This is a genomic window from Candidatus Dependentiae bacterium, assembly GCA_018897535.1.
In the GTDB taxonomy this organism is placed as follows: Bacteria; Babelota; Babeliae; order Babelales; family UASB340; genus UASB340.
The window spans coordinates 1-11,866 of record JAHIKO010000064.1; the positions used below are offsets into that span (position 1 = coordinate 1).

Annotated in this window: 12 protein-coding genes; 6 read left to right on the forward strand and 6 right to left on the reverse strand. The window is 26.2% G+C overall.

Annotated elements, in window-relative coordinates; translation table 11 throughout:
• Positions 1 to 619: hypothetical protein (locus KKE07_04475; protein MBU4270098.1), on the forward strand; the 619-nt coding region annotated here is incomplete at its 5' end.
• A 4-nt stretch (positions 620 to 623) separates the two neighbouring features.
• Entirely contained in the window at positions 624 to 1,502 is an 879-nt protein-coding gene (locus tag KKE07_04480; GenBank protein ID MBU4270099.1) for a DUF2608 domain-containing protein, read from the forward strand.
• A 14-nt stretch (positions 1,503 to 1,516) separates the two neighbouring features.
• On the opposite strand, the gene KKE07_04485 is transcribed toward KKE07_04480, so the two are convergent.
• The gene (locus tag KKE07_04485; GenBank protein MBU4270100.1) at positions 1,517 to 2,758 is read right to left on the reverse strand and encodes a hypothetical protein; all 1,242 of its coding nucleotides are present in this window, start codon (positions 2,756 to 2,758) and stop codon (positions 1,517 to 1,519) included.
• Positions 2,759 to 3,188: 430 nt separating this feature from the next.
• On the opposite strand from KKE07_04485, the gene KKE07_04490 reads away from it, so the two are divergent.
• Entirely contained in the window at positions 3,189 to 4,583 is a 1,395-nt protein-coding gene (locus tag KKE07_04490; GenBank protein MBU4270101.1) for a hypothetical protein, read from the forward strand.
• Positions 4,584 to 4,616: 33 nt separating this feature from the next.
• Positions 4,617 to 5,012 carry a hypothetical protein gene (locus tag KKE07_04495; protein ID MBU4270102.1) on the forward strand — a complete coding sequence of 132 codons (396 nt, stop codon included), beginning with the start codon at positions 4,617 to 4,619 and terminating at the stop codon, positions 5,010 to 5,012.
• Between the two features lie 96 nt (positions 5,013 to 5,108).
• Here the strand turns inward: KKE07_04495 and KKE07_04500 are convergent, their stop codons facing one another.
• The 3 genes from KKE07_04500 to KKE07_04510 all read right to left on the reverse strand — a co-directional run bounded on the left by KKE07_04500 (position 5,109) and on the right by KKE07_04510 (position 7,626).
• On the reverse strand, positions 5,109 to 5,951 hold the full coding sequence (locus KKE07_04500; protein ID MBU4270103.1) for a hypothetical protein: 843 nt from the start codon (positions 5,949 to 5,951) through the stop codon (positions 5,109 to 5,111).
• A 130-nt stretch (positions 5,952 to 6,081) separates the two neighbouring features.
• Positions 6,082 to 6,876 (reverse strand): hypothetical protein, encoded by a 795-nt coding sequence (locus KKE07_04505; protein MBU4270104.1) that lies wholly within the window; start codon positions 6,874 to 6,876, stop codon positions 6,082 to 6,084.
• An 18-nt stretch (positions 6,877 to 6,894) separates the two neighbouring features.
• Positions 6,895 to 7,626 (reverse strand): hypothetical protein, encoded by a 732-nt coding sequence (locus KKE07_04510; protein MBU4270105.1) that lies wholly within the window; start codon positions 7,624 to 7,626, stop codon positions 6,895 to 6,897.
• Positions 7,627 to 7,864: 238 nt separating this feature from the next.
• Here KKE07_04510 and KKE07_04515 point away from each other — a divergent pair, with 238 nt between their 5' ends.
• Together KKE07_04515 and trxA are read left to right on the forward strand one after the other, a co-directional pair.
• Positions 7,865 to 9,847 (forward strand): hypothetical protein, encoded by a 1,983-nt coding sequence (locus tag KKE07_04515; protein ID MBU4270106.1) that lies wholly within the window; start codon positions 7,865 to 7,867, stop codon positions 9,845 to 9,847.
• A gap of 109 nt (positions 9,848 to 9,956) precedes the next feature.
• A complete protein-coding gene (trxA, locus tag KKE07_04520) occupies positions 9,957 to 10,280 on the forward strand; it encodes a thioredoxin (protein ID MBU4270107.1) in 324 nt (107 codons plus the stop codon).
• A gap of 171 nt (positions 10,281 to 10,451) precedes the next feature.
• Here the strand turns inward: trxA and KKE07_04525 are convergent, their stop codons facing one another.
• Entirely contained in the window at positions 10,452 to 11,585 is a 1,134-nt protein-coding gene (locus tag KKE07_04525; protein ID MBU4270108.1) for a C39 family peptidase, read from the reverse strand.
• A gap of 28 nt (positions 11,586 to 11,613) precedes the next feature.
• Positions 11,614 to 11,866: tRNA uridine-5-carboxymethylaminomethyl(34) synthesis GTPase MnmE (locus tag KKE07_04530; protein ID MBU4270109.1), on the reverse strand; the 253-nt coding region annotated here is incomplete at its 5' end.

The window sequence follows — 11,866 nt, forward strand, 5'->3', positions numbered from 1 at the left end:
TCAATTTATAGAGCGCATATGGAATGCCAGCGATAAAATGTTTGATAAAATAAATCAACTTGCCAAACAGGGCATAAATATATGTATAGATACGGTACTTTCTGGAATAGAAGGAGAAAAAGAATTACTTCATGGTCTGTCAAGACTTAATGGTTTAAATACAAAAATGATATTGGTTTACTGCCCATTAAATATTTTGGCGCAAAGGGTTTTTCAAAGAAATGAACAAGCTATAAGAGAAAATAATTTAGAAAATATCAGATCTTTAATTGATGTTGTAAGATTTGCAGATATCTACAAACCCCAAAAATCTAAAAATGATATTATTGTTGGGCAGATATCTATTAAAGATATAGAATATGCTTACACACCTCCTAAAAATAGTACAGATATCGAAATAAAAAACTACAATGAAATAAAAGATATATTAATTAAACATTTTGAACTAATTGATAAAAATTTTGTTAACATTACATCAAATATTAATTATGATTTTATAGTAGATTCAAGCAAAAGAAACCCTGTAGAATGCGCAGAAAATATATATACTAACCTAAATTTATCTGGTAATCTATCGCTTGAAAAAAACTGTATTATAAAAAATATAGGCGGAGCCTAAATGTATGAAAAATTTTTTAATTAAAAATATTATTATTATGATTTCTATTGTTACTATAACTATTAATTCAACTATAAAAGCTGAAATAAAATCTATAGATTCCATTTCTCAAGCTGTTTCTAATTTTGATTATTTAGATGGAGAAACTCTCGTTGCGTTTGATTTAGATGACACTTTGATAAATTCTGATAGTGGAATGTTTTATCTTTTGTATAGAAAATTAGAAGATTTTGCAGCTACACATACAGATTTTATTAAAAAATTAAGACAATCTTTCAATCAACTTGATCCAGAAAAAAACATGGCCGAATACTATAATATATTTGCCAGTGCAGTATTTGCAAAAACTGAATTTATTCCTACCGAAAATATTACAATTGAAACAATTAAAAATCTGCAAGCTAAAAATCTTAAAGTTATAGGACTAACGGCAAGTAACGCAGGAAAATATGGTTTTGTAGAAAATATGCAAATATGGCGGGATTCTTTATTAAAAAAAATAGGATTGGATTTTAGCTCCAGTTTTAATATTCAAGAAATAGAATTTGATAATTTAAAAAAAGTTTTTGGTTTTTATCCGGTTTATTATAAAGGTGTTTTGAGTGCCGCAAGAAATCCTAAAAGTAAAGTGTTAATAGAATTTTTTAATAGAATAAACTGGCGTCCCAAAAAATTAATTTTTGTTGATGATAGTCATAGTAATTGTTTAGATGTTGACAAAGAAATGTCAGATTTGGGAATAAAAACTACATGTTTTTGGTACAGTGCTGCTTATAAAAATAAAATAAATATAAACGAGACGATTATACAAAAGCAGATAGATCATTGGCTAAAATTTAATGAATTTTTGAGTGAAAAAGAAGTTTTAGCTAATTTTTACTAAAAATTAAATCTAGTTCACATTATATTAAATATTTGCTTTAACTCGTTTTTCAATGATATTTTATCTGAATATTTTTTTAAAACTTCGTGTGGATCAAAACTTTTAACCTGTTTAATTAATTTTTTAATATCGTCTACAGATTCAAGTGCATGTCGTTTTATAATTTCACGGTTATTTTCAAGTTTTATTTTTAATATATTTTTTTGATCGTCTGACAAATTATAATCTTGCTCATCAAATATTTTCAGCCATCTATTATAACCAAGCCAATTATAAATATTATTTAAACCGTGTTTTGCCGTAATAATTATATCAATAATTAATTGCCCAACTTCTTGATCATTTAAATTTTTGCTTTTTAAACACATATCAGCCAAATACAATTCTTTACAATCTCCGGAATATGGAAAAATAGATATGGAACGTTTTTCATTTTGCGGTGTATCTATAAAAACTATTTTACCATCAATATTCATTACTAAATTGGCACCATCAACACCATTTCCAAGACCTAAATCTGTTAAAAAACTTTTTTTAATTGCATAAAGCAAATAAGACAAATCTTCTTCAGAAATTTCCAATAAATGGAATAAAACCATATTATTTTTATCTATTTTAATAAATTCTTCGATAACAAAATAATTATGATCATTAAGTTCTATATCTTGACCTACTTGATATAAATATTTTTTAGGTGCTCGAATATTTTTAAAATTTAAAGAATTAATTTTTATAGAATTTAAAATTCTGCCAACATTTTCTTGATAAAAGTATTCTTGTGCCAACACTTCCGGTGAATTAAGCTTGAATACATAATTACCTAAAGATTCAGGTAGTGCAAAAGCAAGCCTGCCATCATTTTTTAAAATCTTACATCCATTATCTTTTAATTTTCTTTTAATATCTTTCCACTTGGTTTTAAAATATTCTTTATATTTATCAAAATAAGAATTTTTTAATTTATACTTTTCACCCAAATCATTATCAAGTAAATCTATTCGTTGATACTCGTACACAATAGGTTTTATCTCATCAACTAATTCCTGAAAATTTACGCCAATATTTTTAAAAAATTTATCTATTTTACTTTTAATTTCAGGATCCAATAAATTTTCTTTTACAAATTTTTTCTGATCCTCAAGATAATAGGTATAATTTTCACCCAACTTAAAATCAATAGGTTTGATTGAATTCGAGATAAACGTAAATACAGATAAAAATAATAATTTTAAAAATAAATTGTTTGAAATTTTCATAAGAAGCCCCCAATTTAGATTTATTTAATCTTTGAGATATTTAAAACCAATACTCCAACTGTTATTAATCCCAAATTTAGAAAGATCAAATTCCATTAATTTACTTCAAGTTTATATATTAACTCAACAATATAAAACGATGTAACGATTGAATCGAAAATTTAAGCAAAATATAATAAAACCGTTAAATGCAAATTCATATTGAAAACTTATTAATTTTTGATTAGATAATATTATCACAAAGTATTATAAATTCACATAATAGTAGTAGATTAAATTTCTTAGGTTTAAAACTGAGTTTTTTGCAAAAAAACTCCAATATTCTATGTAAAACCCATAAAATATTGCCATTTGTAAAATTATTTTAATTTTTATACAATTAAACTATATCAAATAAAATTAATAAATTTTGCTAAAAAATGGAGTATTTGTGAAAAAGTTTTTAAAAATACTATTTTTATCTTTAGCCACTTTAAACGCATTTAATTTAAATGCAGGTAAAAAGAGTTTCTTTCCCTTTTATAAAAATCCTGATTTACGTAAACAAAAACAAGATAATAAAGATTTAAATAAACATATCTTTAAAAAAGATAAGGGTGAGTCTGAACGTTTTGAAAACAGACATCCTAAAAAATTTAATTTAACTTGCTCAAAAGCACATAACTACATTTTAATTTTCATGTTAATCATGCTTTTAATGCCTGAAATTTCCGACATGATTTCAGAAGCAAAATTTAGAAATGATTTATGGCCTAAAGCTGTTCGTAGAGTTTCAAGAAATAGTTGGGACGAAAATAAAATATTTGGTGTTTGCGATAAAACGGACAAAGGCGAAAAATTTTGTTGCGAAATTAAATCCAATTATAAAGTTACCTGTTATGCAGATAATCCATCAAGATCTGTAACGTTTGATCTTGACGGCGTAATTGGTGATGAATCTTACGGTCAAGATTTTAATGCAACACAATCCCTTATAGAAGCAAGAGATATTTGTAAAAAAAGAAATAGTAGTTTTAGCATTCATGATGAATTTATAAATAAAACACAAATTTTAGAAAATTATCAAAATGAAATCGGAACGGAATGTACATCGGAAGTTTTTAAATATTACGGTTATCCATTTGATCGTGAATTAGAACGCAAAGAATTTTCAAATAAACGTAGTGAATATAAAGAATTTTCAGATGAATGTCGTGAATATAATGTACGTTATTATGAAATAGATGAACAACTAACAAATCTTAATAATATAACCAATGATCTGAATAAAAAATTTAATTTGAATTATAACTATTATACTAAAAGAGATTTTATTTATGATACACGTGAGGGCGATTTTTTTGGTGTGGCTAGAGCAATACGAGATAATTTTGTTATTGGGACCGGTTTTTCTGTTTATTTTTTAGAGGATCCATCAACATCTGATAATGAAATATGTTGTATTCAAGCTCATGAAAAAATGCACCTAGTACAATTTATACGTAAAAGTATAGTTTCACAAAATAACAATAACAGAGACGCGGAAGCCGATTTAGGATCCATTTTTGCAACAGATAGCCCCTGTTTAGGAGTTTATTTTTCAGATTTTCTCAATGATGAAGAAGAGTCTTTGTTACCAGATTTAAAAAATGAAAATATGTGTAATTATTCAAAAGAATTATGTAGACGCAAATTTGAATCAGGTGAAGATCCACATCCTGCTACAAATATAAGAGTTACATTTATTCTAAAAATGCATCAAAACTTTCAAAAAGCCAAAAAACTGTTATTTTATCTACCAAATGAGCAACAAAGTTTTGTTGAAGAAATTAAAGAAGAGCTATAAAAAATTATTTTTCCAAAATTTAAAGAGATTATTATGAAATTTAAAAACATAAGTAAATTAAAATTTGTTTTCGCATTTTTATTATTTTCTACTTCAAGCCTCATGGCTGATTACAGTAAATTTTCACCAACATCTAACGAAACTAAAAAATTTAAGTTAATTGAAATGGTTGGATTATGTTTTGGACTATCTTCTTTACCAAGAGTAGCAGGCCATAAATCCAGAACAACCAATAGACTGTTTATAGCTAGAATTTTAGATATTTCTAATGGTGGAAGTATCAACTTAATTGCTAATGATTTTAGTAACAAAAATGATATTTATTATATGCTTGAAGATGATGAAGATTTAAAAAACATAATCGCTGATGAAGGTTTTAAACGTTTTAGTATAGTTATTTATTATGTCGATATAGATCGAGAGTTATAAAACATCACATCAAAATCTTGTAACTTAGAACACATGAATAACAAGTGTTCATAAGTTACAAGTAATATTTATAAATAATTAAATTAATCATTAAAATTAGTTTTTTTCTTCTTCGTAATAGTCATCCCAATAACTACCGCCTTCTTTTTGCTCATCCTCTCTTGAATCATCACTTACCGGATCATTTTCTATTTCAATATTTTCTTTATCAATAATATTTTTAGGCGAAAAATTAAATATTATTTCTTCATCCGAATTTTTTTTATTTGTGAAAGTTAAGTTATATTTATTTGCACCTCTAAAAAACAAACAATACTTTGTAATGTTTGTTTTTGCTTTAATAATTGTCTGACCAAAAGTAATATTCCAATCATACAAAAATTTATACATCTTTTCATCTCTATCTTCTTTTGAATCATCAATACATGCAAATTTTACACCCTTATATCCTAAATATGCTGCAAGCGCAGGAACACAAAAAACAATTGATGGAAAAATAATATCACTTCCTAAATTACGAGAATTAAATGAACCATTACCGAGTAGCCAAGTTATTCCTGCAAGTGCGGCCCCACCAAGAGTTACTAAACCGGCTAGGGCTTTACAACCATTATCACACAAAGATTCCAAATTTGAATAATCATTAAAATTATAAATTTTTTCCGGAACCACAATATCCGAATTTATAAGATAATCAGATTCATTATCATTAGTTACTGCAACTTCGATAATATCAAAATTTACAAATGCTTCTTTTTTTTTATCATCTATTCCCGGAAATATATTCAAAAATTGATTCAGAGTTAACCTTTTCAATTCAACATTTATACCATTATTTCCATTTTCAATATCATATTTGCCGCGGTAATTCATTGCAAAAATTGATTTAGAAAATATTATCAAAACAAATACAGCTAAGATTTTAGACAATTTTTTCATAAAACTCCTTTAGAAATATTAAAAAAATTATTATAAATTAAGAAAAACATATGTTATACCTGCAAAAAATTATGTAAATAAAAAAATAAAAAGGGGCATGAATTTATTCATGCCCCTAACTTTTAAAATTTTAATCTCGTGCTTCTTGAATTGCTCTTAAAAAATTCAATCCATCGTTTTCTTCGCCAATTTTTTCTATATTAAGCTCCTCAACAACTTCTTCATCTCTAAAATCATCTTTAAAAAAATCAAACGATATTTGATTTTCTAAATTATCAACATTTACAAAAGTTAAATTATAATTTTTTAATCCTTTAAAAGACAAACAATATTTCACGATAGTTGAATTTGCTTTAACAACTGTTTTATCGGGTATAATAACATTTTCTTTAAAAAATTCTTCGATCTTTTCATCTCTATTATTTTTTGATCTATCTATGCAGCACGATTTTACACCCAAATAACTTAAAATGGATGTAATCACAGGAATACTAGATATGATAACAGATTGAGTAACGCCAAAGTCATGGAATGACATAGAAGTCATAATAAACGCTCCGGCAACCCCAACCCCCAAAAGGCCTGATAAAACAGCAAAAGATTTACAACCATTATCACAAAAGGACTCCAATTTAGAATATCCGCCAATTTCACGTAATTCTTCAGGAATTTGAATATTTGATGAGATCAAATATGAATTGTAATTATCATTTTTTATTTCAACAGCAAATACATCCAAATATTTGGCTACTTTAGTTTTCTCTTTCTCAACGCCTGGAAATGTATCTAAAAATTCATCTAAATTAAGTCTTTTTAATTTAACATTTATTCCGTCGTTTTCTTTTTCAATATCATTCATTGAAAAAGCTTGGCCTGCAAATAAGCTTAAACTTAATGCAAAAATTATTTTTGATAAATTTTTCACTATAAACCTTTCTTATTCTTAATAATTAAAATTTATTTTTGGTAAATCAAATGATATTGAATTTTCTGAATTATCAACATCAGTAAAAATTAAATTGTTATTATTCGATACGCTTGGAGCTATTAAATATTTTGTAATAGTAGCACCTGCTTTAATTACTGTTTCACCGGGTACAATAACATTTTCTTTAAAAAAATTTATTATTTCTTCATCTCTATCTTCTTTAGATTTTTCAGTACAAGATTTTGCACAAGATCGTCCCAGACATGTAACAGCTAATGGAAGTATAGCATAACCACCCCACATACAGAGACCCTGAATTGCTTCAAATACTGAAGGATTACTAATTACAAAATGAATAGCAGCTAAAGCGCCAATACTAACAGAACCCAGAGCGCCTAAACAAACAACACCATTACAATAACAATTATTAATGTCTTCTGATATTGAATAACCCCCAAGACTATTTAATTCATCTGGTATTTCAATTTCCGAATTTATTAAATAATCAATGAGATTATTATTTTCTATTGTAACTTTACGAATATCAAATTGTTCAAATGTTTTTTTCTTTTTTTTGTCTAATCCCTTAAATGTATCTAAAAACTCATTCAATTTAAGTCGTTCAAATTCAACCTTAATACCTGTATTTTCCATTTCCGGATCATTTACACGATAACTCATTGAAGATGCTTGGTTTGAAAATAAACTTAAACTTAATGCAAAAATTATTTTTGATAAATATTTCACTCGAATCCTTTTATTATTATTAAATTAGAAAGTATAAATAAAAACTGATGCTAAATTCACAACGCCGATTTTATATAAATAAAATTTTATGTAAATAAAAATTAATAGTCACAAAACAAGTTAACTATAATTTTCTTAAACCTATTATTAAAAATCTTGACTATTAGAATATTTTTAAAATATTATATTAATGTAAATAGAAAATATTTACGTTAATTAGGGTGGGCTAGGGGGAGTCATGAAAAAGATAAAAATCTTATCGATATTATTTGTATTTACTATTGTTTTAAATCTTAACAGCATAAACAAAAAAATAATTTTTCTGGATACAAATAACTTAGAAAGCTACAAATATCACAACTTTTTTGAACTTGCAAAAACTGCAAATTTTAAAATTGATTTTAAATCTTTTGCAGATCTTTTAGATAAACCAATAAAAGATTTAAGTAGTTATGATGGGCTTTTTTTAAATATTGGCATTGAATTTTTAAAAGGTATCGCAATCAGATCTGAGCTCTCTATAAAATTTTTACAAATTTTAAAAAATTTTGCTGAACAAAAAAATAAGTTAATTGGATTATTTTTAACCCCAATAATAAACAATAATATACATAATAAAACTTTATTGTATGCACCATTATTTAATTGTTTTGGGGTAAATGTTTCGGCTAACAATTTTTATGAAAATAACAACGTAGTAGACATGCAAGAATTTAGATTAATTAATAATTTTTTAAGCGACACACTTGAATCAAAATCGCTTAAATATCAAACAACTTTAACGGAGCCCAAAAATACGCTCAAAAACTCGACAATTAAAAATATAAATCTAAAAACAATTACAACTTTACCTATAAACACACAAAGTTTACCTGAAATAAAATATACTCTGCCATATGGAATTTATTGGAATAAAAACAATAATCATATTTTTATATCAAGTAATTCTTTACTTTCTTTTTCAGGAATTACTGAAAATTTTCATATCTGTCCTATGGATTTTAATTTAAGACAAGAAATGCATAAAAAAATATTGGACATGTTAGTAGAGTTACGTGAATTAACAAATACAAAAACCATAAATTACGAATTAATTAAACAAATAAAATATCCGGAATTACCTAAAAATATTAAAAACATAGGAAGTAAAACTATAAATTTAGAAAAAAGTAAAAGAAAAATTATCGCATGGACAGATATAAATGTTTTTGAAAAAAGTGATAAAAAATATGTCGAACAACAAGATAAATTAATAAATTATATTTTAAAAACTTCGCCTAGAATGGACCTATGGATAACTCTTAATCCAAATATGTATTTTAGCCCAATAGCCAAAAAGAAAAATAATTTAAATATTTATATAAATTCAATAAAAAAATTTACAAAAAAATTAAGTATTCTGGCCAAAAAGTTAAATCTTAAAACACCTAATATTTTAATAGGCTTTGAAATAGCAAATAATTTGTATGCCCCGGATTTGCCAAAAAATAAACCGATAGATATTTACGGTAATGAATATTACGATATTCCAAGCCCAATAGAATTTAGTTTTTGGAATAATGAAATTATAAAAACATTAAATTTATTCTTAAAAGAGTGGAGTAAGCCTGAAATTAATAATAATATAAAAATTTCAGGTGTTGTAATTGATCTTGAAATGTACTGTCGCAGAACATCAAGCAATTTTTTAGATACAATGTGTTTTAATAATTTAAATATTAAAAAGTTTGGCAAAAACAGTTTAAAAGAATTAATTGATTCAAAAAATATAAATAATTACTTTAAGTTTTTAAAATCACAAGCGGAAAATATAGCTATAAAAATAAAAAATAATATTAATAAAAACATCAAGAATGCCACAATTGCTTGTTACGCTCCAAATATTTCAACCGACTGGTTTTATCTTGGATTTTACAAAGGCTTAAGTTCAAAAGAAAAAAATATTAAACTTTTAACTTTTAATTCTGAATCCGAATCGCTTCAAAATTGGCTTTTAAACAAAGATATTTTTCTAGAACACTTATCGGTGCTCATGTTATCTAAAATTAAAACAAGTGACGATTTTGGATTATTAAACGAAATTTCTAAACACAATCACGGGGTTTGGTTAAACAAATTTTCAAGATTTGCAGAAACTTTAGATCCAAACAACTTGGAACAATCGCAAATGAATTTAAAAGATAGATTGGAATTTTTTAAAATAATTAAAACGTATAATTAGACAAAATATAATATATTGCTAAATTTAATTTTATCTGTTTTTATAAAAAGATACCGAACTTTTTCGGTGATTGTATGGGGACTATATTTAGTGATATTAGGAGTAAAAAATGGCAGTTACCGTTTTAACATCTCAAAACTATGATACAGTAATAACAAATTCAACTAAGCCTGTTGTAATAGATGTTTTTGCAGTTTGGTGTGGGCCTTGTCAATATATGGCGCCAATATTTGAAGAATTATCAAAAGAATTAAGCGATAAATACACTTTTGCAAAAGTAAATATTGATGAAGAACGTGAATTAAGTATTAAATTTAATGTTTCATCAATTCCTACATTTATTTTTATAAAAAATAACAAAATTGTAGGTCGCGAACTTGGTTTCATGGAAAAAGAAACTTTACACAAAAAAATTGAAGAATATTTAAAGTAAAGATTTTAAAAACCCCGATTATAATTTATCGGGTTTTTTAATTTGAAACCAACTCGCCCAGCGCTGACCCAGCCTTCGCATAAAGCTACGGCGGACAGGCGCACAGGGCTACAGTAAAATCGCCCGCTTGCGCAGGCTCAAAAAACTAAATTTAATATCATAATAGTTAAATCAGGACTCAGCAACTGCTGAATTATTACTGTAACTTTTTCCTAAAAATCTTGGAACTATCACATATGCTAGGCGACGCGAAGTTTCCCAAGCAGATTTAAAATCTTTTAATCTATAAGCCCTTAACATTTTTCTTTCAACTGCAAAAGCAGGATCTAAACAAAGAAAAGCTTTTTTAGAATTATCCCAACCAACAACTACTATAAAGTGTCCATTATCATAAGATTTAAAAGCACCTCGCATTTTACCGCGAACACTTACTGCCACCGGAATTTTTCTAACAAGATAACTATACAATTCTTTAACACCATTCAAGCGTTGAACTCTGGAAAATAAATTTCCACCGGATTCATGAAAAACTTGTGCCATATTCAATGGCCAAGCACCATAAATATCCAAATAACTACCATCGCGAACTTTTTCTGCAAAACGAGCAACATAGTCGGCCATATTATTAGTTAATTCTGAAAATATACCTTTTGAAGAATAATAAGAAAGTATCATACTGATAGATGTAGGCGAACATAAATCTTTACGTCTATAATGGTTTGCACTCCATTGTGATATCCGACGAATTCCTGCAATCATAACCGATGGTAAATTTAAATTTCTTTTATCAGGTAAAAATTTTTTTGCATTACTACAAGATGCATATAAAACTTTTAAATCTTTTATATCTGCACCGGATACAGCTTCAGCTTTAACCCTAAAAGCATTGGCCTTACGGCCTTTTTGCATTTCAAGCCGAACATTTTCTACATTCACAAATCTACCGCAAGTGCTTGAATAGGTCTCTTGACTAATTTTACCCCAACGGTCAATTTTTACCCAATCGGACCAATGATTATCGAATTTAACACTAACATAAAAAATAAAATTTCCCGTTTTTGGCCGAAAACCATTCCATGATAAAATTAATTGTGTAAATTTTTTTGTATTCTGAACCCAGATAAAAGAATTTTTATCATTATTTTCAACTAAATCCAAAGCCTTTACGTAATTATAAGAAAATATATTATCGTCTTTATATTTAATAATATTATGACTATTTTTTTGGTTTAAAATATGACAATTTAAATTGAATAAAAAAGTTATAGATATAAATAATATTAATAATTTGCCAAAAGACTTCATCCCCAAAAACTCCCTTTTTATAAAAAATTTATTTACCTATACAAAAGTCTTTGAATATCTTATCAAGTAATTTTTCATTAACATTACGCCCCGTTAATTCTAGTATTTTTTCAAGCATATGTCTTATATGATGTGAAATAATTTCATATTCAAAATTTTCAATTAAATTACTTTTTATAAAATCAAAACCCTGAATAAGCTCTATAATTAGATTAAATTGGCGTTTATTAAGTAGGAATGGTGAATCCAAATTGGCAAAAAGTTTTTGTATTTTATTTTCA

What these genes read in the sequence shown, in the direction of transcription:
- KKE07_04480 (MBU4270099.1), top strand. Translation starts at nt 624, where the DNA reads ATGAAAAATTTTTTAATTAAAAATATTATTATTATGATTTCTATTGTT.
- KKE07_04485 (MBU4270100.1), bottom strand. Translation starts at nt 2,758, where the DNA reads ATGAAAATTTCAAACAATTTATTTTTAAAATTATTATTTTTATCTGTA.
- KKE07_04495 (MBU4270102.1), top strand. Translation starts at nt 4,617, where the DNA reads ATGAAATTTAAAAACATAAGTAAATTAAAATTTGTTTTCGCATTTTTA.
- KKE07_04500 (MBU4270103.1), bottom strand. Translation starts at nt 5,951, where the DNA reads ATGAAAAAATTGTCTAAAATCTTAGCTGTATTTGTTTTGATAATATTT.
- KKE07_04515 (MBU4270106.1), top strand. Translation starts at nt 7,865, where the DNA reads ATGAAAAAGATAAAAATCTTATCGATATTATTTGTATTTACTATTGTT.
- trxA (MBU4270107.1), top strand. Translation starts at nt 9,957, where the DNA reads ATGGCAGTTACCGTTTTAACATCTCAAAACTATGATACAGTAATAACA.
- KKE07_04525 (MBU4270108.1), bottom strand. Translation starts at nt 11,585, where the DNA reads ATGAAGTCTTTTGGCAAATTATTAATATTATTTATATCTATAACTTTT.